The 24,976-nt window shown below is 51.8% G+C and carries 22 protein-coding genes, 3 pseudogenes and 1 other annotated feature; of the genes and pseudogenes, 22 read left to right on the forward strand and 3 right to left on the reverse strand.

Features of this window, described 5'->3' with window-relative positions:
• Positions 1–79: 79 nt before the first annotated feature.
• Both OCT58_RS10465 and OCT58_RS05610 read left to right on the forward strand, forming a co-directional pair.
• A pseudogene (locus OCT58_RS10465) lies at positions 80–160 on the forward strand (YSIRK-type signal peptide-containing protein); the annotation flags it as partial.
• A 1,086-nt stretch (positions 161–1,246) separates the two neighbouring features.
• The gene (locus OCT58_RS05610; RefSeq protein ID WP_267201899.1) at positions 1,247–5,974 is read left to right on the forward strand and encodes a mucin-binding protein; all 4,728 of its coding nucleotides are present in this window, start codon (positions 1,247–1,249) and stop codon (positions 5,972–5,974) included.
• Positions 5,975–6,218: 244 nt separating this feature from the next.
• On the opposite strand, the gene OCT58_RS05615 is transcribed toward OCT58_RS05610, so the two are convergent.
• Together OCT58_RS05615 and OCT58_RS05620 are read right to left on the reverse strand one after the other, a co-directional pair.
• On the reverse strand, positions 6,219–6,443 hold the full coding sequence (locus tag OCT58_RS05615; protein ID WP_267201900.1) for a hypothetical protein: 225 nt from the start codon (positions 6,441–6,443) through the stop codon (positions 6,219–6,221).
• Positions 6,436–6,873: an HIT family protein gene (locus OCT58_RS05620; RefSeq protein ID WP_267201901.1), complete on the reverse strand. Its 438-nt coding sequence runs from the start codon at positions 6,871–6,873 to the stop codon at positions 6,436–6,438. The genes OCT58_RS05615 and OCT58_RS05620 overlap by 8 nt, the downstream gene beginning before the upstream one ends.
• 127 nt (positions 6,874–7,000) lie before the next feature.
• Here OCT58_RS05620 and OCT58_RS05625 point away from each other — a divergent pair, with 127 nt between their 5' ends.
• From OCT58_RS05625 to OCT58_RS10505, 4 genes and pseudogenes are all read left to right on the forward strand, one after another.
• Positions 7,001–7,738 (forward strand): ABC transporter ATP-binding protein, encoded by a 738-nt coding sequence (locus OCT58_RS05625; RefSeq protein WP_267201902.1) that lies wholly within the window; start codon positions 7,001–7,003, stop codon positions 7,736–7,738.
• Entirely contained in the window at positions 7,731–8,933 is a 1,203-nt protein-coding gene (locus OCT58_RS05630) for an ABC transporter permease (protein ID WP_267201903.1), read from the forward strand. Before OCT58_RS05625 ends, OCT58_RS05630 begins: the two co-directional genes overlap by 8 nt.
• Positions 8,934–8,935: 2 nt before the next feature.
• Positions 8,936–9,580: a tRNA (guanosine(46)-N7)-methyltransferase TrmB gene (gene trmB, locus OCT58_RS05635; RefSeq protein WP_267201904.1), complete on the forward strand. Its 645-nt coding sequence runs from the start codon at positions 8,936–8,938 to the stop codon at positions 9,578–9,580.
• A 267-nt stretch (positions 9,581–9,847) separates the two neighbouring features.
• Positions 9,848–10,399, forward strand: a pseudogene (locus OCT58_RS10505) (DNA/RNA non-specific endonuclease); the annotation flags it as partial.
• 287 nt (positions 10,400–10,686) lie between these two features.
• On the opposite strand, the gene OCT58_RS05645 reads toward OCT58_RS10505, so the two are convergent.
• Complete coding sequence (locus OCT58_RS05645; protein ID WP_267201906.1) at positions 10,687–11,022, reverse strand: hypothetical protein; 336 nt, start codon at positions 11,020–11,022, stop codon at positions 10,687–10,689.
• A gap of 154 nt (positions 11,023–11,176) precedes the next feature.
• Between OCT58_RS05645 and OCT58_RS05650 the strand changes: the two genes are divergently transcribed.
• The 16 genes and pseudogenes from OCT58_RS05650 (at position 11,177) to yhbY (ending at position 24,965) form a co-directional block, all read left to right on the forward strand.
• The gene (locus OCT58_RS05650; RefSeq protein WP_267201907.1) at positions 11,177–11,497 is read left to right on the forward strand and encodes a thioredoxin family protein; all 321 of its coding nucleotides are present in this window, start codon (positions 11,177–11,179) and stop codon (positions 11,495–11,497) included.
• Between the two features lie 73 nt (positions 11,498–11,570).
• The gene (gene ytpR / locus OCT58_RS05655) at positions 11,571–12,221 is read left to right on the forward strand and encodes a YtpR family tRNA-binding protein (RefSeq protein WP_267201908.1); all 651 of its coding nucleotides are present in this window, start codon (positions 11,571–11,573) and stop codon (positions 12,219–12,221) included.
• A 124-nt stretch (positions 12,222–12,345) separates the two neighbouring features.
• Positions 12,346–13,653, forward strand: a complete 1,308-nt coding sequence (gene murC, locus OCT58_RS05660; protein WP_267201909.1) for a UDP-N-acetylmuramate--L-alanine ligase — start codon at positions 12,346–12,348, stop codon at positions 13,651–13,653.
• A gap of 95 nt (positions 13,654–13,748) precedes the next feature.
• Positions 13,749–14,462, forward strand: coding sequence for a Bax inhibitor-1/YccA family protein (locus tag OCT58_RS05665; protein ID WP_267201910.1), 714 nt, complete (start codon positions 13,749–13,751; stop codon positions 14,460–14,462).
• Positions 14,463–14,582: 120 nt separating this feature from the next.
• Entirely contained in the window at positions 14,583–17,243 is a 2,661-nt protein-coding gene (gene polA, locus OCT58_RS05670; RefSeq protein ID WP_267201911.1) for a DNA polymerase I, read from the forward strand.
• 12 nt (positions 17,244–17,255) lie between these two features.
• Positions 17,256–18,083: pseudogene (gene mutM / locus OCT58_RS05675) on the forward strand (DNA-formamidopyrimidine glycosylase); the annotation flags it as partial.
• A complete protein-coding gene (coaE, locus tag OCT58_RS05680; RefSeq protein ID WP_267201930.1) occupies positions 18,075–18,692 on the forward strand; it encodes a dephospho-CoA kinase in 618 nt (205 codons plus the stop codon). The pseudogene mutM and the gene coaE, both read left to right, overlap by 9 nt.
• A gap of 35 nt (positions 18,693–18,727) precedes the next feature.
• Positions 18,728–19,198: a transcriptional regulator NrdR gene (nrdR, locus tag OCT58_RS05685; RefSeq protein WP_267201912.1), complete on the forward strand. Its 471-nt coding sequence runs from the start codon at positions 18,728–18,730 to the stop codon at positions 19,196–19,198.
• A gap of 9 nt (positions 19,199–19,207) precedes the next feature.
• A complete protein-coding gene (locus OCT58_RS05690) occupies positions 19,208–20,572 on the forward strand; it encodes a DnaD domain protein (protein ID WP_267201913.1) in 1,365 nt (454 codons plus the stop codon).
• Positions 20,573–20,577: 5 nt separating this feature from the next.
• Positions 20,578–21,516 carry a primosomal protein DnaI gene (gene dnaI, locus OCT58_RS05695; protein WP_267201914.1) on the forward strand — a complete coding sequence of 313 codons (939 nt, stop codon included), beginning with the start codon at positions 20,578–20,580 and terminating at the stop codon, positions 21,514–21,516.
• A gap of 45 nt (positions 21,517–21,561) precedes the next feature.
• Positions 21,562–21,691 (forward strand) — a sequence feature (ribosomal protein L20 leader region).
• Between the two features lie 44 nt (positions 21,692–21,735).
• Positions 21,736–22,248, forward strand: coding sequence for a translation initiation factor IF-3 (gene infC / locus OCT58_RS05700; RefSeq protein ID WP_267201915.1), 513 nt, complete (start codon positions 21,736–21,738; stop codon positions 22,246–22,248).
• A 21-nt stretch (positions 22,249–22,269) separates the two neighbouring features.
• Positions 22,270–22,467 (forward strand): 50S ribosomal protein L35, encoded by a 198-nt coding sequence (gene rpmI / locus OCT58_RS05705; RefSeq protein WP_267201916.1) that lies wholly within the window; start codon positions 22,270–22,272, stop codon positions 22,465–22,467.
• Between the two features lie 41 nt (positions 22,468–22,508).
• Positions 22,509–22,862 (forward strand): 50S ribosomal protein L20, encoded by a 354-nt coding sequence (rplT, locus tag OCT58_RS05710; protein WP_267201917.1) that lies wholly within the window; start codon positions 22,509–22,511, stop codon positions 22,860–22,862.
• Between the two features lie 132 nt (positions 22,863–22,994).
• Positions 22,995–23,528 (forward strand): YqeG family HAD IIIA-type phosphatase, encoded by a 534-nt coding sequence (locus OCT58_RS05715; RefSeq protein ID WP_267201918.1) that lies wholly within the window; start codon positions 22,995–22,997, stop codon positions 23,526–23,528.
• Positions 23,521–24,639 (forward strand): ribosome biogenesis GTPase YqeH, encoded by a 1,119-nt coding sequence (gene yqeH, locus OCT58_RS05720; protein WP_267201919.1) that lies wholly within the window; start codon positions 23,521–23,523, stop codon positions 24,637–24,639. The genes OCT58_RS05715 and yqeH overlap by 8 nt, the downstream gene beginning before the upstream one ends.
• 14 nt (positions 24,640–24,653) lie before the next feature.
• Positions 24,654–24,965: a ribosome assembly RNA-binding protein YhbY gene (yhbY, locus tag OCT58_RS05725; protein WP_267201920.1), complete on the forward strand. Its 312-nt coding sequence runs from the start codon at positions 24,654–24,656 to the stop codon at positions 24,963–24,965.
• Positions 24,966–24,976 lie beyond the last annotated feature (11 nt).

A 24,976-nucleotide genomic window follows, 5' to 3' on the forward strand; every position in this document is an offset into this window, starting at 1 on the left:
CAAATATTAGTGATAACTGAAATTCTCGAGGGGAGTTGAGAATATGGTTTCGAAAAATAACACATATTTGAGGGAAGTTATGCACTCGCACCGGGTGCCGCACTATGGCTTGCGGAAACTGGGGATTGGCGTAACTTCCGTTTTATTAGGGACGACCTTGTACTTTGGCGCCAACACGCCGGTCGCTAACGCTGATCAGGTGAATACTAATAATGCGAATAGCGATCAGACCAATCAGGTGACGCCAGCGAATAGCGCGGAGACGGAAAGTGCCGTCCCGTTGCGGGCCACGGCAACGAGTTCGGCGGCCCCGCAATCGGCAAGTGCAAGCTCACAAGCAGATTCGAGCAGCACTGCTCAGCCAGTGGCTTCGAGTTCCCCGACCCAGAGCAGTGCTGCGGCCTCAAGCGCACCGACTTCCACGGCAACACCGGGTTCGGCCACCACTGCAGAACCGAGTGACGCCTCGGCCCAAAGCTCGGCGAACGCGGATTCTGCGCCGACGCCAAGCGACTCTAGTGCTGCGAGCCAGTCGAATCAACCGACATCAACTGCTAGCTCAACCTTTAAGGATGGACAAATAGTAACTTCAAATGAAATATATCAGTCTTTCAAAATTGGTGAGGAACCAGATGCTGCAATGGTTATGAGTGTTGATGGAAAGACAATACAAAATCCAACCTCTGCTAAAAACTATGATTATAAGGCGGGAATGCCATTTAGGTACCTAACATCGTCAGGAAGTCTAACATCAAGTAGTGTTGTTAGGATTACTTATAATAATTTGACACATACATCTTATAATGGCAAATCAATTAAAAGTGCTGTCTATACTTTTAGTCATTTTATTACCCCAACTGATAATATTCCTATTTCTTTGCAAGTTTATAATAATCCCTTTATTGGCTTTTGGTATCATGCTAAGCAATTACAAGTGTCATTGCAATTTTTCTATGATAGTCAGCAAAAAGATCCAGTAGAATTTAATGATAAAGTTGCTCAATCATACTTGGTTTTAGGTTCGTTGAATTGGGGCATAGTAAATAATGACAGAGAATCTGCTCGACTAATTAGTAATGGTATTTCAGTGAACCTGGCTGGTAGTACAATTACATTTCATAAAGATGGCTGGCTTCACGCTGATCAAGAAAATGAAGGAATTAAGTGGCTAGATCCTAATACAGGTAAAATCAGAACAGACAATTGGGATTATGCAGTAGAAGGGACATATGTTGGTGCTGGCGTTGTGGAATTCAAAACTAGTAATCCTATTCTTGAATTCGCGTCAAGTGCAAATAATGCTTGGGCTATAATTAATACTAATATTCCTGAAACTACAACAATAAATAGTAAAATTACCAAAACAGTCACCGAAACCATCCATTACCAATACAAGGATGGTACCAAGGCCCACGATGACGTTGTCAAGACAGAAACAGTCCCACAGACGGGGTACTTTGACGCCAAAACGGGAAAGACCGTCTGGCTCGATTGGTCGCAGGTTCCGGTTAACTTCCCGTCAGTAACAAGCCCGACCATCAGCGGTTACACTCCAAGTAAGACGGTGGTTGGTCCCGACCAGACAACCGCGGATACCAATCTTGACAAGACAGTGATCTACACCCCAGATGTTCAGAAGCTGGAGGTCAAGTACATTGATGATACTACTGGCGCAACCCTGCGCGACGATCAGCTTCAAGACATCTCGGGTACGAAGACCAGCTATGCCACGACAGACCAAATCAACAATTTTGAAAAGCAACATTATCTCTTGGTTTCCGATTCGACTTTAGGGAAAACACTGACTTTTGATAACGACTCGACAAAGAATCAATACTACGAAGTCCACTTCAAGCACGACACGCAACCAACCACGCAAACGGCCACGGTGACCCGGACCATCAATTACGTGGATCAAAACAAGCAACAGCTGAGTAAGCCGGTTACGGAACAAACCACGCTGACTGGCACCGGGACAATCGATCTGGTCACCGGGCAATTGGTCAAGCCACTGACTTGGGCGGGAGAAACGACCTTAAATGGTCAGAAGTCACCAGTGATCAATGGTTACCACTTAGTCGGCGTTGACCGGGATAGTAAGGACAACCAGAACGTTGATCCGGTCACAGTCAACCACGAGACCGATTCCTACAACGTTTACGTGACCTACGAGCCAAACGGCAAGATCATTCCGGTTGACCAAAACAACCAGCCAATTCCGAACGTGGATCAGCCGCAATATCCGACTGATCCGCAAGACCCAACCAAGGTCACGCCGAACGAAAAAGTACCATCGATTCCGGGTTACACTCCGGCCACGCCAACGGTGACGCCAAGTGATCCGGGCAAGGACACGCCAGTTCTCTACACCCAGAGCCAGGCTGCTGAGGTAGTCTATGTTGACCAGGACGACAATAATGCTCAACTGGCAACTTCTGGGACGCTAACGGGTCCATCCGGGAGCGTAATCAATTACGACAAGCAGAACCAGGCGGAGATCACGAAACTGGAGAACCAGGGCTACAAGCTGATTAATAACGGCTTCCCAGCTGACGCGGTTTACGACACTGACAGCACGAAGACCCAGCGCTTTGTAGTTGTCATGGGCCATGATACCACCACGGTAACCCCAACCACACCGGGCACCCCTGGTCAACCAATCAACCCGAATGATCCAAACGGCCCGAAGTACCCAGCTGGGACCGATAAAGCCGGCTTAACGGCCACGAGTACCCAGACGGTTCACTACGTCGGGGCCGGTGACCAAACACCAAAGGATAACGTGACGACACTAAACTTCACCCGGACGAAGACGATTGATAAAGTGACGGGGAAGGTAGTCGACAGCACGGATTGGACGCCAAGCACCCAGAACTTCCAGGTTATCGGCACGCCGCAGATCAAGGGCTACACCCCAGATTACCAATACGTCGGTGGTGACGCGGTTGGACCGAACTCAACGAAGAACTACACGGTTACCTACACTAAAGACACCACGCCAACAGTCAACGATCAGCACGCCCAGGTTCGGTACCTGGATCAGGACAATGGTAACAGCGAAATTGCCGGAACCAATTCTGGTGACTTAACGGGTAAACCAGGAACGGCCATTAATTACAGCACGGCCGACACGCTAACGAAGCTGACAAAGCAGGGCTATGTCCTGGTTAACAATGGCTTTGACTATGGTGGCCAGGTCGAATACTTCGATAACAATGACAGCACCAACCAGGTCTTCATTGTGACCTTAAAGCACGGCACGCAGGATATTACGCCGTCGACCCCAGGCGATCCTGGTCAGCCGATCAACCCGAGCGACCCGCAGAGCCCGAAGTACCCAAGCGGTACCGATAAGCAGAGTTTAATTGCCCATGGTACCCAGACAGTTCACTACGTTGGGGCCGGCGATCAGACGCCAAAGGACAGCGTTACGACGGTTGACTTTGGTCATGATCTGGTGCTTGATAAGGTGACAGGTCAGATTGTTCAGGATAACGGTTGGAAGCCGTTGACGCAGAACTATCAAGTCATTGATACCCCAGTGATTGATGGCTACACGCCTGACCACCAATACGTCGGTGGCGGCACGGTCTCTGTTGAGAATCCAAACCGGGTTTACACGGTTACCTATACAAAGAACGGTCAAGGCAGCCAGCCAAGCCAGGGTTCGCAGAGTCAAGGCAGCCAAACTAGTGAGGGCTCGCAAGGTAGTCAGCCAAGTCAAGGTTCGCAGAGTCAGGGCAGTCAAACGAGTGAAGGCTCACAAGGTAGCCAGCCAAGTCAAGGCTCGCAGAGTCAAGGTAGCCAAACGAGCGAAGGTTCGCAAGGTAGTCAACCAAGTCAAGGATCTCAAAGCCAGGGCAGCCAGACCAGTGAAGGCTCACAAGGTAGCCAGCCAAGTCAAGGCTCGCAAAGCCAAGGCAGCCAACCGAGCGAAGGCTCGCAAGGTAGTCAGCCAAGTCAGGGCTCGCAGAGTCAAGGTAGCCAACCGGGCGAAGGTTCGCAAGGTAGTCAGCCAAGCCAAGGATCTCAGAGCCAGGGCAGCCAAACCAGCGAGGGTTCGCAAGGTAGTCAGCCAAGTCAAGGCTCGCAGAGTCAAGGCAGCCAAACTAGTGAAGGTTCACAAGGTAGTCAACCAAGCCAAGGATCTCAGAGCCAGGGCAGCCAAACCAGCGAGGGTTCGCAAGGTAGTCAGCCAAGCCAAGGATCTCAAAGCCAAGGCAGCCAAACGAGTGAAGGCTCCCAAGGTAGTCAACCAAGTCAAGGCTCACAGAGTCAGGGCAGCCAACCGAGCGAAGGTTCGCAAGGCAGCCAGCCAAGTCAAGGCTCACAGAGTCAGGGCAGCCAACCGAGCGAAGGTTCGCAAGGTAGCCAGCCAAGTCAAGGCTTGCAGAGTCAGGGCAGCCAACCGAGCGAAGGTTCGCAAGGTAGTCAGCCAAGCCAAGGATCTCAGAGCCAGGGCAGCCAGACCAGTGAAGGTTCACAAGGTAGTCAACCAAGCCAGGGTTCGCAGAGTCAGGGCAGCCAACCGAGTGAAGGCTCACAAGGCAGTCAACCAAGCCAGGGTTCACAGAGTCAAGGCAGCCAAACTAGTGAGGGCTCGCAAGGCAGTCAGCCGAGTCAAGGCTCCCAGAGCCAAGGTAGTCAGGGTTCAGAAAATCAAGGTAGCCAAAGCTCACAAACTCCAGCTACTGACACCGAAAAGGTAGTTATCAAGTACGTTGACCCAGACGGTAACCCAATCACAACCGACACAGTTACTGGCAAGGGCGGTCAGCCAATTAACTACGACCAAACCAAGACAATTACCGAGCTGGAGAACAAGGGTTACGATGTTACGACTATTACCAACCCAACGACTGGCCAGAACTTTGATAACAACCCATCCGTTGACCAAACTTACACCGTCACGGTTAAACACGGCACGGCTCAACTTGGTCCGAATGATCCACATGAATCTGGTACACCAATTAACCCGAACGATCCAAACAGTCCTAAGTGGCCTGCTAAGGATATCTACAGCAAGGATTACACCTACACGGTTCACTTTGTTGGGCCAAACGGTGAAACCTTAACCGGCGATAATGTTCAAACCTCAACTTGGACGCGGACCGTCACCGTAGACAAGGTTACTGGAAAAGTCATCAGTGGTACGGACTGGACACCGAGCCAGAAGAAGTACAGCGATGTCCAAGTACCAGTCGTCGATGGTTACTACACCACCCAGAAGACGATCACCGGCCAACCAACGGTTCAAAAGAACATCTCGACGACCGTTTCCTACCAGAAGTTAGGTCAGATTGTTCCAGTTGACCAAAATGGCAAGCAAATTGGTACTGGCCAAACTTATCAGAATGATCCAAATGATCCAACCAAGGTGAAAACGAACCAGACCGTTCCGAGTGTTGATGGCTACACGCCAACAACCAGCACGGTTACGCCAACCACTCCTGGCGAGGACACGACGGTCACCTACACGAAGAATACTACTGGTGATACCGGTTCGACGACTAGCAACGGTAATACCGCAAATACTGGTCAGAACAGTAATGGTGGTCAAAGCACTAGCGGTACTGCAAATGGTTCATCAACCACTAATGGTGGGCAAAACAGTGGTACTACCAGCCCGAACTACAACGCCGAGCAAGGTACCAACAATGGCATTACTAATGGTAATGGCACCTACAGCGGCAATACTGCTGGCAACGGTCAATTGAACACTGGGACTGGCATAACCGGTCAGACTGGTAACGGTGGCGGTTACGCTGGAACTATTACTAACGGGTTACAAGGTCAAGTCGTAAGCGCGGTCAGCGGCACTAGCAACGCTGCTTCCAATGGCGGTAACACCATCACGCTGCCACAGACCGGCAACGATACCGACACCAGCGCTATCCTGGCGGCTGCCGGAATTGAGTTAGCCGGTGCACTTGGCCTCGCTGGGCTCGCCGCCAAGAAGAAACGTGAGAACTAAACAATTGCATTGCTCGTAGCAGAGTCTGCTTAGAAGTAAGTAACCTCCCCAAATTTATTTACTTTTACTTTGTAACCAGGTGGACGGCTGCGAGCGATGAAGGGGCACCGACATCTCTGGATGAGCGGTGCTCTTTTTTAGCCCAAAAACGCGCCGTGGACAGTTTTGTTTGTCCACGACGCGTTTCTTTGATGGATTGGTATGCTCGTTTTTATTTTCCGGTTTGAAAAGGAAACGTCTTTTACTATTTCGTTGCCTTGTTCAATCGGTTGACAATCTCTTGGATCCGGTCGAGACGCGGCCGGGCCTTAAACTGCCACTTGGCAATGTCTTTACTGACTGCATCCGCAAAGCCCTTGGCCTCATTAATTGCACCTTGCAAGCCGTGTACAGCGGCTTGCAGATCTTTTAGCTGACTTCTGAATTCTTGAACTTCATCCAGGGCTGCCTTGAATTTGTCTTTAATCATTATCATCATCCATGTGATCGATGATTGATTGCTGGATTTGCTTGTACTTAGCTTCGTCGTACTTGCCGGAGTTGTCTTTGAAAATCATCTTGAAGTCGTCCTGGTCGGAGTAACGAGGGATCAGGTGAATGTGGGAGTGGAAGACGGACTGGTAGGCCACCTTACCGTTGTTGTTGATCACATTCATCCCCTTGATTGCCGGGTTAGAAGCCTTGACGGCCCGGGCAATCTTCGGCAGGCGGGAGAAGACTTCAGCAGCAAGCTTTTCATCATAGGCGAAAAGGTCTGGAACGTGCTTCTTCGGAACGACCAGGGTGTGACCCGGGGTGCCTTGAGAGATGTCTAGGAAGGCCTTGACAACATCGTCCTCGTAAACCGTGTAGCTCGGAATCTCACCGGAAACAATTTTACAAAAGATACAATCAGTCATTGTATCCCCTCCTTTGTCAGAAATTACCTCTAGTATAACTTATAATGGCCTTTTCTTCACCGCTGGGGGTCTGATCTGGTATGGTATAATTAAATGTCGAAATCAAGGAAGAAAAGAAGGAAAGATCATGGCACTTGAAATCAAAAATTTGGTCGGGGGCTATTCCCAGATCCCGGTGCTAAAAGACGTCACTCTCGACGTTCAGCCCGGTGAACTGGTCGGCCTGATCGGTTTAAACGGGGCCGGAAAGTCGACGACCTTAAATCACGTCATTGGGATCCTGCGGCCGTTTTCCGGTTCAATCACCCTCAACGGCCTCAGCCTGGCAACTAATCCAGAAGAGTACAAGCAGCAAATTGCCTATGTGCCTGAGACGCCAATTCTCTATGATGAATTGACCCTGCGCGAGCACCTGGAACTGACGATGACCGCTTACGGGTTAGATCCTCAAGTGGCCTGGAAGCGGGCCCACCGGCTGCTAAAGATTTTTCGACTGGACAATAAGCTAGACTGGTTCCCGGCCAACTTCTCCAAGGGGATGAAGCAGAAGGTGATGATTTGTTGCGCCTTTATGACCGACGCCAAGCTCCTGATCGTCGATGAGCCCTTCTATGGTCTGGATCCGCTGGCTGTTCATGACCTGCTGGACCTGATTGAGGAGAAAAAGAAGGCGGGCGTGGCGGTATTGATGTCGACGCACGTCCTGGACACGGCCCAGAAATACTGTGATCGCTTTGTCCTCCTGGCCGCGGGGAAGGTCCGGGCGCACGGAACCCTGGATGAACTGCGGAAGCTCGGCGACCGGCCGGACGAATCCTTGGACGAAATCTATCTGCACCTGGCAAGGGATGATCAAAATGAATAAGTTATTTGCGCAACGCCGCCAGCGCCATTTCATGCTGCTTCTGAAATACTGGCGTCTGGTTTTTAATGATCATTTCGTGATTGCCCTCTTCTTCCTGTTTGGAGCGCTGGCCTATGGCTACTCGCAGTGGCTGCCCCAGCTCGGCCCCAATCTTTGGTGGAGTCGTTGGCTGCTGGTAGCCTGGTTTACCGTCCTGGCTCAGCTTGGACGGTTAGCGACCCTGCTGGAACGGCCCGATCCGGTCTTCTTGCTGCCCCAGGTCAAAAACATGCAGATCTACATGCGTCAGGCCGGAACATATAGCCTGATCCTGGCTCTTTTGATGACGGCAACTGGAACCTTTGTGGCGCTGCCCTTTGCCATGACAACCGAGCGTCTGACGGGGACCAACATTGCCCTGATCTTTTTGACTTTCCTGGTGGTCAAGGCAAGCTGGTTGCGGCTGGCACAGGCAAAGGTTAGCCAGGAGGGACGGCAGCATCTGCGGCTGCTGCGGGCCCTGCAGTGGATTTTGCCACTCTTGGTTGCCCTGGCCTGCTGGCTGATTAATCCATTGGTTGGGCTGATTTTGGCGGTGGTAATTGAGGGGGCGACCTTAACCCGGCGCTTGACGCTGGACTGGCGCCTGGCGGTCAGCGCCGAGGCCGATCGAATGTATAGCATCTACCGCTTCTTCAACCTCTTTACCGACGTGCCAACCGTTCAGGGGAACGTGAAGCGCCGCACCTGGGCTAATGGCCTAATTCGTCGTCTGACAATTGCGGGGCATCCCTGGTCTTACCTGTATGCCCGGGGCTTCATCCGCAACACCGACGTCAGCGGGATCGTGATTCGGCTGACTCTGCTGGCGATGGTGGTCGTCTTCTTAGTGCCAGTCGTCTGGCTAAACAGTGTCCTGGCGGCGCTGTTTATCTACCTGATCGCCACCCAGTTGATGCCGCTCTTTGATCAGTACGACGGGAACGTCTTTACCCACCTTTACCCGGTCAGTTTTGCCCAGCGGCAAGCGGATTTCCAATCTTTGCTGAGCAAGGTAACCATTCTGGTGGCGGCGTTGATTGTTTTGGCCAGTTTAGGATTGCGCCTGAATTGGCTGCAGCTAGGCATTAACCTGGTGATCAGTATCATTGAAGTATTATTGCTGACCCGACTCTACTATCGGGTTCGATTAAAAAAGTTAAGTGAGGAAAATTAATTATGCGTGTTAAACATAAAAAGTGGGCCGATCCGCTGATTGCGGCCCATCCGGAAATGATGGTGACTGAGGCCGCCGAGTGGAAGGGCAAGTGGCAGGAGCGTTTCGCCAAGCCCCAGCCGCTTCACCTCGAGGTTGGTATGGGCAAGGGCCAGTTCATCATTGGAATGGCCAAGGCCCACCCCGAATGCAACTTCATCGGTCTGGAAATTCAGCGGACCGTGGCCGCCATTGCCCTCAAGAAGGCCCTTGAGGAGGAAGACCTGCCGAACCTGCAACTGATCTGCGGGGATGGCGAGGACCTCGACACCTTCTTTGAGCCCCACGAAATCGATCGGATGTACCTGAACTTCTCCGACCCATGGCCGAAGAAGCGCCATGCCAAGCGGCGCCTGACCTACAAGACTTTCCTGGCCAACTACCAAGAAATCTTAAAGGACCAGGGGGCAATTGAACTCAAGACCGATAACATGGGCTTCTTTGAGTTCTCCCTGCAGAGCATGAACAACTACGGGATGCATTTCGACGGCGTCTGGCTTGACCTACACAACAGTGCGGAGGCCGAGCACAACGTCGAGACGGAATACGAGCAGAAGTTTGCGGCTAAGGGTCAGCCAATTTACAAGCTGACCGCCCATTTTGAATAAGAATCAGCCAGTCTTCGACAAGAGTATCGGGGACTGGTTTTGTTTATGATAAAATAAGGATAAATTTGATTTTTTGGGGGAACGATGATGAATAAGCAAGGACCCAAATGGCTGACTAAGCTGCTGGTTGCCCTGGCGGCCGTGGGATTCGGCCTGCAGGCACCACTAGCGAACCAGGCCAGCCCCAATGCCACACCAATCGTGGCCCAGGCGGCTAAGCACCACCGCCACCGTTCGCAGACGGATGCGCAGCTGGCCCAGCTGGACTACCAAGGTTCACAGATCATTGACGTCAACAATGGCCAGCCGACCTTTAGTCAAAAGGACCTGGACACGAGCCATGGTGCCTGGCAAAAGTATGGCAGCTTGGATTCGCTGAACCGGGCCACCAGTGCCAACGCTCTTTTGAACAAGTCACTGATGCCAACGACCGAGCGGGAACCGCTGACGATTAACCCGACCGGCTGGCATAACAAGCGGATTGCCAGTGGCTACCTCTATAACCGGTCGCACCTGATTGGCTACCAGCTGACCGGGCAGAACAACAATTGGAAGAACCTGATTACCGGGACCCGGTCGCTGAACGATCCGTCGATGACCCGTTATGAAGATGTGGTCGCCGACTACCTTAAGGCCAACCCGCAGGCTTACGTCCGCTACCAGGTGACACCGGTCTTTCGGGGGAACGAACGGCTGGCCCGCGGCGTGCACATGCAAGCCCAGTCGGTGGGGTCAAATGCGATCAGCTACAACGTTTACATCTTTAACGTCCAGGACGGGGTTAAGCTCAATTACCAGGACGGGACGTCAAAGGTCACTAAGAGCGCCCGTACCACCCAGCAGAAGGCCAGTCCTGCCGTTGCAAATCAATCCGCTTCGACCAGTTCAGCTAGCACGCAGAATAATCAAGAAACGGTCTACATTACGGCCACCGGTCATCGCTATCACTTCGATCCAAACTGCCGGGGCCTCTCAAATGCCAAAAGCGTGACCTCAATCCCGCTCTCCCAGGCCCAAGCGGAGGGTTACACCAAGTGCGGATTCGAGTGACAATCTGAACAGTAAAAAAGCCAAGCACTTCAGTTACGAAATGCTTGGCTTTTTGATTAGTCTTCAATGCGCTTGAGTTCCAGCAGGCTACCCGTGTAGGCGTCGGCGAGGAAATCATAATTGACGAGCTCGTCGTTCTCGCGGCGGGTCAAGCCACCGCGGTAGGCATCGGTTTTGACGGCAAAGCGCTGGAAGGGTACCGCGTGGTGGTCGATCCAGCTACCGGTGATTCGTCCTTCGCGCGCAAATTCAGCGCGCACCATCCGGAGAATCCGGCCTGCCGACATGCGTCGGGTCCCAAAGAGCTTCCCGGCGATAAAGCCAACCACCCCAGAAGCTCCCAAGGTCAGGGGGATTATCCAGGGGTTGGCAGATGGATTTGAATCGTTCATTGATTAAATTACTTCTTTCATATACGTATTTGGCGATTGGGTAATTTAAGACGACATCCGTATTTTACCATATTCCAAATTCGAACGCCAAACTGCTTACTTTTAATAAGAACCATGTTATAATAATAAAAAACTAAAAGATGGAGGCTTCGAGATGGAAGAGTTACCAGTAATGAATGAAGAACAGCTGCAAGGAAAAATCCAGAAGGGTAAGTATGTGCTCTTCTTTAGTGCTGACTGGTGCCCGGACTGCCACTTCATCGCACCGGCAATGCCTGAGATTGAGCAGGACTTTAGTGATTACACCTTTATCCACGTCGACCGTGACCAAAATCTCGACTTGGCTGCGCAACTAAACATTTTCGGAATTCCGAGCTTCGTTGCCTATGAGGATGGCAAGGAAATCGGTCGCCTGGTGAACAAGGATCGTAAGACCAAGCAACAAGTGGAAGACTTTTTAAGCAATTTGAAGTAAAATAGGATGACGGTAAGGGGCCGTCATTTTTTTGTTGACGGTTCGTGAAATAAAATGTGGAAAGGAACATTCGATGTTAATTTCAAGTTACAATCCTAAGGAAATGGGCGACATCCTCGTTGTCATTACCGCACCTGACAGTAGCGAGGGCCAAACGACGACAGTCAAGGACGGCATCGCCCAGGTCAAGAGTGCCAAAGACGGCCAGCTGCTCGGCTACAACTTTATGGCCGCCAGCACTATCCTGCCTGAATTAAAGGACGAAAACGGTCAGGTCTTCTTAAATGCGGACCAGGTCGCCAAGTTAAACGCCAAGCTGACTGCAGCTGGCTTTTACCAGAAACTGACTGCTGATTCAACACCAAAATTTGTGGTCGGTTACGTAGAAGAGTTAAAGGACCACCCCAAGTCTGACCATCTGAAGATCACCCAGACCCGGATCAGTAAGGACCAGACCGTGCAAATTGTCTGCGGTTCACCAAATGTCAAGGAGGGCATCAAGGTCGTTGTTGCCCGGCCCGGTGCAATGATGCCCGACGGCAAGATCATTTGGCCCGGTGCCCTGATGGGGGTTGAAAGTGACGGAATGCTCTGTGGCTTCCGCGAGCTGCGTTTAAAGAACGCTCCAGACGAAAAGGGCCTCTGGATTATTCCAGACGACTGGCAAGAAGTCGGTGAACCGGTTGACTTTCAGCGGGCTGACACCTTCTTTCCGGCAAAATAGTTAATTCTTGGCGAAAGCTATTGCCAAAATATTAGAATGCTTTATTATTTATTGAGGGGTCGGATTCCGGCCCCTCAATAAGCATTAAATGAACAAATAGACATGTTGAAAGGAAACTGGATTGATGGAGAAGAAGACATACTATTTTGTCGGCATCAAGGGAACCGGGATGGCTTCCCTTGCACGGATTTTGCATGACAAGGGCAACGTTGTTTTGGGATCAGATATTGAAAAGGAGACCTTCACCCAGGGCCCATTGCTGAAGGTGGGAATTAAGATTCTGCCGTTTGATCCTGCCAACATTCAGCCGGGGATGACGATCATCCAGGGGAATGCCTTTGGCGACGACCATCCAGAAATCAAGCGCGCACACGAATTAGGCCTGACAATCATGTCCTATCCGGAAGCGGTTGAGCACGAGGTTACCAGTCACACCAGTATTGGGATTGCCGGTGCCCACGGTAAGACTAGTACGACCGCTCTGCTGGCCCATGTCCTAGATGCTGTGGAGCCGACCAGCTACCTGATCGGTGACGGGGTCGGCAAGGGTGATGCTAAGGATCGCTTTTTCGTCTTCGAGGCCGATGAATACCGGGATCACTTCCTGGCCTACCATCCAGACTACGCCATTATGACCAACATTGACTTTGACCACCCGGACTACTTCAAGGACATTGACGATGTTCGGCAATCCTTTGAAACCTACGGCAAGCAGGTCAAGAAGGCCATCTTTGCCTGGGGTGACGACGAAAACCTACACAAGCTCAACGTTGATGTGCCAATCTACTACTATGGGACCGACGATCAGGATGACTTCCGGGCAGAAAATATTCAGCGGACGCCAGCGGGTTCGACCTACGACGCCTATTTCCGGGACCAAAAGCTGGGCACCTTCACTATCCACCTCTATGGTGAGCACAGTGTCTTAAACAGCCTGGCAGTTCTGGCCGTGGCCTACATGGAACACATCGACATGGCCGATATCAAGCGTGAGCTGGCGAACTTCACCGGTGTCAAGCGGCGTTTCAGTGAAACCGACGTAGCCGATGACAAGCTGATCGATGACTATGCCCACCACCCGAGCGAAATCAAGGCTACGATCGACGCTGCCCGGCAGAAGTACCCGGACAAGCAAATCATCGCCGTCTTCCAGCCGCACACCTACTCTCGCTTGGCGGCCTACATCGATGGCTTTGCCGCTTCCCTGAGTCGGGCCGACAAGGTCTATGTAACCCCAATCTTTGGTTCTATCCGAGAAAACAAGGGGGACATCTCCAGTGCAGACTTGGAAGCCAAGATTCCGCACAGTGAGGGGATCGACATGGACTCGATGGATAAGCTGGCCCAGTACCACGATGCCGTCTTTATCTTCATGGGTGCCGGCGATATCGAAAAGTACGAGGATAAGTATAAAGAAATTGTTAATAAGTAAATAATTGAGATAAAAATGGTAGTGTTCGCTGCCATTTTTATGTTATGGTGGAAAACACGAATAATAAGTAACATAGAAGAAAGAGGGAGTATTTGATGAATAACTATTCAGGTGAACCGGGGCGCCGGGTTGTCACCGATGCCTCTGGGTTGAATCGTTTCCTGACCCGGATGTACAGCAACATGGCCCTGGCCGTTTTGGTTTCCGCTTTAAGCGCCTACCTGACCATGACGGTTTTTGCCAGTCAGGTTTTAGGCTTCTTTGGGGCCTATCCGGCGATGGTATGGATTATTTTGCTCTTGCCGATTGCCCTGTCAATGGGAATCACCTTTAGTGCCACTCGCAATCCAGCCGGCGGGTTCGTGATGCTAATGCTGATCTCAATTGTTTACGGGGTTGAATTTGCCTTGATTGCCGGCGTTTATACCGGAACAAACATTGCGGCGGCCTTCGTTTCTTCGGCCGCGGTCTTTGTGACGATGGCCATTTACGGGACGGCGACTAAGCGGGATCTGACGACCTTTGGATCTCACGCCACGGCGGCTCTGGTGGCACTGATGATCGCCTGGATCATCAACATGTTCCTGCAGAGCCCGGCAATTACCTATATTTTCTCCTTCATCGCGGTCATCATCTTCGTTGTTCTGACCGCCTGGGATGCCCAGAAGATGAAGCAGATCTACATCAACTACAGTGATCAAAATTCGATGACGGGACTGGCAATCGTGGGGGCCCTGCAGCTCTACCTCGACTTCGTTAACCTCTTCATCTCGTTCCTGCAGATTTTCGGCATGAGCGATCGCGACTAACTAAAAGATCAAACCAGATTGGGATTCTCCTGATCTGGTTTTTAATTTGCCAGCAGGAAATTAACGCCGGTTGGCAATCTTTGGTACAATTATTTTGAGAAATAGAAGGGCGGGAATTAAATGACGAAACAACTACTATTGATTGATGGTAACAGCATTGTCTTTCGGGCATTCTTTGCCATGCACAGTCAGATCGACAAGTTTACCAACAAGGATGGCCTCCACACCGCGGCCATTTATGGCTTTAAGTTGATGCTGGATCACGTGCTGGCCGAGTTTCAGCCGGACGCGGCCCTGGTGGCCTTCGATGCCGGCAAGGTGACCTTCCGGACGAAGATGTACAAGGACTACAAGGGCGGACGGAACAAAACGCCGAGCGAGCTGACCGAGCAGCTGCCCTATGTTCGCCAGCTGGTTAAGGCATCCGGCCTGCACAGCTACGAGTTGCCAAACTATGAGGCCGATGACATCATCGGAACCTTGGCCAAGCAAGGGGATGAAGCAGGTTACCAGACCCTGATTGTGACCGGGGACCGGGATCTGACCCAGTTGGCCAGCGACCACACCACGGTGGCCGTAACCCACAAGGGCGTAACCGAGACCGAACACTATACGCCGGCGCACGTTCAAGAAAAGTTGGGAATCACGCCACGCCAGATCATTGATATGAAGGCTCTGATGGGGGACAGCTCGGATAATTATCCGGGGGTCACCAAGATCGGGGAAAAGACGGCGATCAAGCTGGTCAAACAGTTCGGGACGGTTGAAAACCTCTACGACCACATTGATGATCTTAAAAAGTCCAAGATGAAGGAACATCTGATTGAGGACGAGCAGATCGCTCGGGAGGACAAGACCCTGGCGACGATTCTACAAGATGCCCCGTTGAAGATCAGTCTGGACGATATTCAGTACCAAGGGCCCCAGACCGAGGAATTGATTGACTTTTACCAGCAGATGGACTTCAAGTCCTTCCTGCAAAAGATGAATGTTACCCCAGAGGATGAGGAAGAGCAGCTCGCACCAATCCACTATCAGGAGCTGACGGCTGATAATCTGGACCTGGTGGGTTCGCTCAAGGCACCGTTAAGCTTTTACCTGGAGATGCCGGACGCTAACTACCATCTCTCGCCCTTTGCCGGGTTTGTAATCGGCGACGGAACCACCTGGCTGACGAGCCGGGATGCGGAACTGCTGAAACAGCCGGCACTGAAAAACTTATTGGAGAATCCCAAAGTCAAAAAGGACGTCTTCAATGCCAAGGGGCAGATTGTTGGCCTACACCGGCTGGGAATCGCGCTTCGGGGGGTCGACTTTGATCTTCTATTGGCCTCCTACCTGCTGAACACCAATGACAACAGCAATGACCTCGGCAAGCTGGCCGCCGAACATGACTACCACAACGTCCAGTCCGATGAGGAGGTTTACGGCAAGGGAGCCAAGCGAGCAATTCCAGATGACGACGAGCTCTTCTTTGCCCATCTTGCCAACAAGGCTCGGGCGATTGCCGAACTGAAGCAGCCGCTCTTTGACCAGTTGAAGGATAATCAACAGCTGCCTCTCTACACCGACATCGAGCTGCCGCTGACCCGGGTCCTGGCCAAAATGGAGATTACCGGGGTGCACGTCGACGCCCAGACCTTGAAAAACATGGGGAGTAAGCTAAAAGAACGCCTGGCCGAGATCGAAAGTCAGATCTATCAGGAAGCCGGCGAGGAATTTAACATCAACTCCACCAAGCAGCTCGGCCACATCCTCTTTGAAAAGCTCAAGCTGCCGGTCATCAAGAAGACCAAGACTGGCTACTCGACGGCCGTAGATGTGCTGGAAAAACTAGCCGACCGGGCACCAATCGTGGCTCAGATCCTGGAGTATCGTCAAATTGCTAAGCTCCAATCGACCTACATCACCGGGCTCTTGAAGGTCATTCACTCGACTGACCAGAAGATCCACACTCGCTACCTGCAGACGCTGACCCAGACCGGCCGGCTTTCGTCCGTGGACCCGAACCTGCAGAATATCCCGGTCCGCTTACCCGAGGGGCGGCAGATTCGGCGGGCATTTGTGCCGAGCCAACCAGGCTGGCAAATCTTCTCCTCCGATTATTCGCAAGTGGAATTGCGGGTACTGGCCCACATCACCGGGGACAAGAACCTTCAAGAGGACTTTAAGAATGGTGAAGACATTCACGCCAGCACGGCTCGGCGGATCTTCCACCTTGCCCCGGACGCCGAAATCGACCATAACATGCGGCGGCGGGCCAAGGCGGTCAACTTCGGAATTGTCTACGGGATCAGTGACTATGGCCTTGCCCAGCGGATTCACGTCAGCCGGGCCCAGGCCCACGAATTTATCCAGAATTACTTCCACGAGTTCCCGGGTGTCAAGGACTACATTAACAACACGATTGAATATGCCAAGGAACACGGCTACGTTGAAACGATCACTCATCGGCGCCGCTACTTGCCGGACATCAACGCCAAGAGCTTCAGTCGGCGGTCCTTTGCCGAACGAACGGCGATGAATACACCAATCCAAGGGAGCGCTGCCGATATCATCAAGATTGCGATGATTCACATGGAAGATGAACTAGAAAAGCGCGGCCTGCAGGCGAAAATGTTGCTGCAGATCCACGATGAACTGGTCTTTGAGGCCCCGAAGGAAGAAATTCCGGTGTTGCAGAAACTGGTCCCGAGCGTTATGGATTCGGCGGTTAAGCTGGATGTGCCGCTCAAGGTGGACAGCAAGTTCGGCGACACCTGGTACGATCTTAAAAAGTAAGGAAGGATAACTTTGCCAGAATTACCAGAAGTAGAGACGGTTCGCCGCGGTCTGCTCAAGATTGCTAAGGGCCGCAAGATTAACGCGATCGATGTTTATTATGGAAAAATCATCACCAACGATGTCGAAGAGTTTCGTCAGGCCCTGATCGGCCAAACAATTGAGGACATCGACCGGCGGGGTAAGTACCTCCTGTTTCGCTTTAGCAACCAACTGACGATGGTTTCCCACCTGCGAATGGAGGGGCAATACTTTAGTCAGTCGGTGGGGGCACCGATCGATAAGCACACTCACGTCGTCTTCCAGTTTACCGACGGGACGGAGCTGTGTTACCACGACACCCGTAAGTTTGGCCGGATGACCCTGGTCAAAACCGGTCAGGAGATGAAAGTCGGGGGACTCAAGACGATCGGCCCCGAACCGACCCCGGAGGATTTTAAGCTCGACTTCTTCAAGGCCGAACTCAAGAAGAGTCGGGGCAAGATCAAGCCCTTCCTGCTCAATCAGCGCCACGTGGCGGGGCTGGGCAACATCTACGTCGACGAGGTGCTTTGGATGAGCAAGATCAATCCGGAGCAGCCGGCCAACACCCTGACCGCTGCCGAGATCTGGTCCCTTCACGATAACATCATCAAGGAACTGGCAATGGCGATCAAGTACAAGGGAACGACGGTACACACTTTCGTTGATGCGATGGGAGATGCCGGGGGCTTCCAAGAACGACTGAACGCCTATGGCCGTGGTGGTGAACAGTGCCCGCGGTGCGGAACCAAGATGGTTAAGATTAAAGTGGCGCAACGGGGGACCACGTTCTGCCCATACTGCCAACCGTTGCGTGAGGTTGGGGAAACAAAAATAGTCGGTCTGACCGGCGGCATTGCGACCGGTAAGTCCACCGTCAGCAGTCTATTGAATCAGGCAGGTTTCCCGATCGTTGATGCCGACCTAGTCACCCGGCAGGTCCAGCGTCCTGGTTCAACGGGTTTGAAACGTTTAGCGGCGGCGTTTGGCCCGCAAATTATTGGAAAGGACGGTCAGCTGGATCGTCAGCAATTGGGACAGTTGGTTTTCAGTGACGCCGCGGCCCGGCGCCAGCTCAATGAGATCATGCAACCCTTGATCCGCAAGGCAATTTGGCAGGCGGTGGATGATTTTCGGCGTACTGGCGTCGCAACCGTGATTCTGGATGTGCCTTTGCTTTTTGAACAGCACTACGATCGTGATTGTGACTACGTGGTCGTCGTCGCAGTTGAACCGGCGACCGAGCTGCAACGTCTGATGGCCCGCAACCACTATTCCAAGAAGATGGCCCAGGCGCGGATTGCGGCTCAAATGCCGTTGGAAAAGAAGATTCAGCGCGCTGATTTGGTGATTGACAACAACGGCAGCTTGGCGGAAACGCGGCGCCAGGTCCATCAATTAGTTGAAGACCTGCGAAACCCGCGGTAAAATATAATATTATCTTACTAAAGGAGGGAAACGCTTTGCGATGCCCACACTGTCATAAAAATGGATCACGCGTCGTCGATAGTCGGCCCAGTGAGGATGGTACTTTTATTCGACGACGGCGCGAATGCATTCACTGCGGTTTTCGCTTCACGACCTTCGAACGCTATGAACAGTCACCGCTCTTGGTGATTAAAAAGGACGGAACCCGGCAGGAATTCAGCCGGCAAAAAATTCTCAATGGAATTGTGCGCTCGGCAGAAAAGCGACCGGTTAGCATGGAACGCCTGACAAAATTAACCGACAAGGTCGAGAAAAAGGTGCGGGGTTTAGGCGAAAATGAGGTTTCCAGCCAAATCATCGGCAAGTTCGTGATGAACGAACTCAAAGATGTTGATGAAATTGCCTATATCCGTTTTGCCAGTGTTTACCGCCAGTTCAAGGATGTTGATGCCTTCATGAGCGAATTGGAAACGATGGTCAAAAACGATCACGAAAAAGGAAAGTAGGGGTAGACGGTGAGCAGCAAACGGGGCTTTGATCCACAGGCAGGCTATTTGGTGACGGGAGCGCTCGACTTTGTCAATTTTAATGAACAGACCTTTGTGGATTTTTATCAACCAATCTTGGGTCCGGTTGCCTTCAGCCTTTTTTATGCCCTGCGCAGTCAAATGATGACTCACCCTACCTTAGCGGATCGCCGCCTTCAATCGGAACTTCTGGTGCAGACCAACGCGGGCCAAACCACGGTCGGCGAAGGTCTTCAACGCCTGGAGAGCAGCGGAATGGTGGTGACCTACCATCGTCACGATGCCCAAGGGGACGTTTATGTTTATGAGCTCCAGGCGACGCTCACCCCCGCTCAGTTTGTGGCTGACAATCTTCTGAGTGTTTTGCTCCTAGAGGAAATTGGTGAGAAGCGCTTTGATCAATTGATGAAGCAGGCCCAGGCTTATCAGCTGGCGGACACCGATCCTCAGCTCAAAAACGTCAGTCACCATTTCCTAGACACCTACCGGGTGGACCAGCGGGAAGTGGTTCACCTCCCGCAGGTGATTCAAAACGCTCAAAAGCGGTCACGACCGGTATCTATCAAACGCGTCAACACACTGGCGACGGATTTCGACTGGCCGACCCTCCTGCAGCTGTTGGAGGGTCAACCACTGGTTCGGACTGATCTGACCGCCCAGCGTCAGCTAATTGAGGTTGAGCATCAATTGTACGGAATTGATGAGCCAACGATGGCACGGCTGATCCGTCTGGCAACGGACCTATCCAGCAACCATTTCGATGCCCAAAAGTTTAAGCGCGTGGTTGCCAGTTACTATCAAAAGGCGCCGGCAGAGCAAGTAATGCAGGCGCAAGTTCCGGCCCAGTCCATGAAAAATTCAAAGGACCTAACGGATAAGGACCGCCTTCTGCTCAAGAGCGCCGACAACTACGCGCCGATCGAGTTTCTCCAGGCCCTTAAGGAGCAGACCGGCGGCTACGTGACAGCGGGGGAACGCAACGTTTTAACCCGCCTGGTCCAGGACGGTCAGTTGCCGTCGTCGGTTATTAATGTCCTGGTTTGGTATGTCATTGCCGATCTGGGCAACGCTACCCTCAAAGGAAACTTTGTCGACGCGATTGCCAACGACTGGTTGCGAGCCGGGGTTAAGGATGGTGCCGATGCCCTGATGCAACTCAAAAAGTTCAACCAGGCCAAGCAGGAGAATACCCCGAGAAATCGTGGTGCGCGGCGGAATTACCGTCAGCTCCAGGTTCGGGAAAAGATACCTGAATGGAGCAAGCAAGATCAGAAGCAAAAGACCAAGAAGGCCTCCCCGGAAGCCATTGCGCGCGCCCGGGCTCTTCAACGAAAAAACTCTGGAAACAGGTGAGATGATTGGAATCGCTAAATAAAACCATTCAGAAGATGATGCAGGGCCGCAACGTTGCGGCCAACATGGACCAGATCATGAAGCAGGTCTATGCTGATCCAGAGGTCCGGGCGTTCTTAAACCAGCACCGTGACCAACTAACTGCCGAGAGCGTTCGCCGGGGACGGTCAAAACTCTATGAATTTTTCCACGAGAAGCAACTGATCAAAGAGGGCAAGGCAACGGTAGCTCCCGGCTATTCTCCACAGTTACAGCTCGACAGTGGTCAGATCGATGTTACCTACGTCCCAACTCAGCAGTTAATTGAGCGTCGTCACCAGGCACACCTGCGTCAGTTGGTCAATTCGATCAACATGCCGAAGTTTATCCGCCGGGCGACCTTTGCGGATTATTACCTAGATGATCAAAATGCCACTGCGGGTCGGGTGGCAGCATACAGTGCTGCCGAAGAGTTCGTCAAAACCTATTCACCGGATCACTTCCAGCCGGGGCTGTATTTGACCGGGAGCTTTGGAGTCGGCAAAACCTACCTGCTGGCGGCGACGGCTAATGCGCTGGCTCAGCGGGAAGTTGCGACGACGATGGTGCATTTCCCGAGCTTTGCGGTTGAGATGAAGAATTCCATTCGCAATAATAATGCCGGTGAAAAAATCGACGCGGTTAAGCGCTCGCCCGTCTTGATGCTAGATGATATTGGCGCGGATGCCATGTCAACTTGGGTGCGCGACGACGTCCTGGGTGTAATCTTGGAGTACCGGATGCAAGAGGAATTACCGACCTTCTTTAGTTCCAACTTTTCGATGGCTGAATTAGAGAAGCAGCACCTGGCAATCAATAATCAGGGGGTTGTGGAGCCGGTCAAGGCGGCCCGGATCATGGAACGAATTGAGTTTTTATCCCGAGAAATTCAAATGAATGGTGAAAATCTGCGGAAAAAGGGATAAGTCCTTGACATTTGTTCCCGAATTTTGTACTCTAGTAAACGTTGAAAGAAAAAGCAGAAGCACCCGCTTCTCGCCTGGGTGACAAGGGTCGCCGGGCTGACGAGATGAAATTGAGCAGACAAGAGAGGTCTGTTCCTATTGAGCGGGGTGTTGTGCCCCGCTTTTTTTTGCTTGATCTTTCGCTAATAAAATTGGAGGTGCGTTGCCATAGCACAAGATATGATTGTCAATAACGGTATTCGTGCACGCGAGGTGCGCCTGATTGACCAAAATGGTGAACAATTGGGTATCAAGTCAAAGCGAGAAGCACTTCAATTGGCAGAAGATGCCAATCTTGATTTGGTGTTAGTAGCACCAAAGGCACGGCCAGCTGTTGCCCGCATTATGGATTACGGTAAGTACCGTTTCGAGATGCAAAAGAAAGAGCGTGAAGCTCGTAAGAAGCAAAAGACAGTAACTGTCAAGGAAATTCGTCTGAGCCCATCCATTGACACGAACGACTTCAATGTTAAGTTGAACCGGGTTCGTAAGTTCATCGCTAAGGGCGACAAGGTACGGGTTTCCCTGCGTTTCCGTGGCCGTGCGATCACGCACAAGGATATCGGTCGTGACATGATTGAACGGATGGCTAAAGAAACGTCCGACATTGCTACTGTTGTTCAACGTCCAAAGATGGAAGGGCGGAGCATTTTCTTAACGCTCGCCCCAATTGCTGATAAAGCGAAAAATTAATTAAGAAGGTAGGAATTAGTTATGCCAAAGATGAAGACTAACCGCGCTGCTGCAAAGCGTTTCAAGCGTACTGCTAAGGGTGGATTCAAGAGTGGTAACTCATTTACCAGCCACCGTTTCCACGGTAAGGCCAAGAAGCAACGTCGTCAATTACGTGGCTTGAGCATGATGGACAAGTCCAACGTAAAGCGTTACAAGAAGTTATTACCATTCAAGTAAACTTCAATCGATTAATAAGATATACGTAGGAGGATTTCAACATGCGAGTTAAAGGTGGAACTGTTACGCGCGCACGTCGTAAGCGCATTATGAAGTTAGCAAAGGGTTACCGTGGTTCAAAGCACCGTCTGTTCAAGACTGCTAAGGACCAAGTAATGAAGAGTTACGTTTACGCTTTCCGTGATCGGAAGGTCAACAAGCGTAAGTTCCGTGAACTCTGGATTGCCCGGATCAACGCTGGTGCCCGGATGAACGACATTAGCTACAGCAAGTTAATGCACGGACTGAAGCTGGCTAACATTGACATCAACCGGAAGATGTTGGCTGACCTGGCCGTTAACGACCCAAAGGCATTTACTGCCCTGGTTGACGAAGCCAAGAAGGCCCTCAACTAAGTTTAACTTTTAGCCACCCATCCCCTTATGTCGATGGGTGGCTTTTTTGATGAATGGGCGGGGGTTGATTAATTGAAACCCCCTTGAACAATCGTTATAATTAATCTAATAATGCATACATGAGGTGCGACTGTGTTTGAAAAATTTAAACCAACCTGGATGGTGAAGAGCGTCTACAACGTTTCACCCCAGCAGTTAAAACAGCATGGAATTCGGGCGGTGTTTAGTGACCTGGATAACACCTTGATTGCCTGGAACAATCCGAACGGAACGCCCGAACTCCACCGGTGGATGAAGGAACTCGACCAAGCCGGGATTCCGCTGATCGTGATTTCGAATAATAGTAAGAAACGGATCGGCAAGGCGGTGGCTGGCCTGGACCTGCCCTTTATGGCGCGGTCGATGAAACCATTCAGCTACGGTATTACGCGGGCCCGTAAAAAGCTCGGCCTGAAGAAACACGAGGTAGTGATGGTCGGTGACCAGCTGATGACCGACGTGATTGCCGCCAACCGGGCTGGTGTTTACAGCCTCCTGGTTAAGCCGCTGATCAATACCGACAAGTGGATCACCTGGCCAAATCGCCAGATGGGCAACCTGGTTTGGCGGGAATTGAAAAAGCAATACCCGAACTTGAAATGGCAGGAGGGACTAGAAGATGAGTGAGCAGCAAGAAGAATTGCGTTGTATCGGCTGTGGGGCGGTAATTCAATCGACTGATCCCCAAGCACCGGGCTACACGCCACAGTCGGCGATTGAAAAGGGCCTGGCCACCGATGAATTATACTGTCAGCGCTGCTTCCGACTCCGCCACTACAACGAAATTGCCCCGGTCTCCTTGTCCGACGACGACTTTTTGAAATTGCTGAGCCAGATCGGTCAGACCGATGCGCTGATCGTTTACGTGGTCGATATCTTTGACTTTAACGGCAGCCTGATTCCGGGCCTCCACCGTTTCGTTGGTCAAAACCCAATCCTGTTGGTCGGCAACAAGGAGGATCTTCTGCCCCGCTCCCTGCGGCGGTCCAAACTGCGTGACTGGATTCGTCAGCAGGCCAACCTGGCAGGGCTGCGGCCAGTAGACACGGTCTTGGTTTCGGCTAAGAAGAACCACCAGATTGACGCCCTCCTGGAGACAATTGAGCATTATCGACAGGGGAGAGACGTTTACGTGGTCGGTGTCACCAACGTCGGCAAGTCGACGATGATCAACCAGATCATCAAGACGCGGACCGGCATCCAGGACCTGATCACGACTTCTCGTTTTCCAGGCACGACCCTGGACAAGATCGAGATCCCGCTGGATGATGGCCACCGCTTGATCGATACACCGGGGATCATCCATGCCCACCAGATGGCCCATGTCTTATCGCCCAAGGCCCTCAAGCTAGTGGCACCACAAAAGGAGATCAAGCCCCGGACCTACCAACTAAATCCGGAGCAGACTCTCTTCTTGGGCGGCATTGCGCGCTTTGACTACCTCAAGGGCGAGCGGATCGGTGTGGCGGCCTATTTCGACAACAACCTGATGATTCACCGGACCAAACTGGCCAACGCGGATAAGTTCTACCAAAAGCACGTCGGTGAACTCTTGACACCGCCGACTAGCGACGAGTTGGCCGAATTCCCACCGCTGGAAAAGGAAGAATTTCACGTTCACGAAAAGAGCGACATCGTTTTTGAAGGCCTGGGCTGGATCACCGTTCCCGCGGGAGTTACGGTAGCCGCCTGGGTTCCAAAGGGTGTCGGTGCCCTGGTACGACGGGCAATGATTTAACGAAGGAGCAGATAATGAAATTAAGAGGAAAGCAAAAACGTTTCTTGCGGGCGCAGGCCAACCACCTGCAGCCAATTTTTGCGGTTGGTAAGGAAGGTCTGACCCAAAACTGGCTGGCCCAACTTGATGGCGCCCTGGACCGGCGAGAACTGATTAAGGTCAACATCCTGCAGAATGCCGATGTTGACACTGATGAATTAAAATCATTTATTGAAGATAATACCGACATCCAGGTCGTTCAGACGATTGGTCGGGTTTTAGTCTTGTTTAAGGTTTCCGCAAACAAGGACTTGCGGGAATTATCAGATCGCGTTGCGCGAATTTAAGGAAGTGTGCT

Origin of the sequence: Limosilactobacillus kribbianus, from assembly GCF_026413145.1 — a bacterium.
Lineage (GTDB): Bacteria > Bacillota > Bacilli > Lactobacillales > Lactobacillaceae > Limosilactobacillus > Limosilactobacillus kribbianus.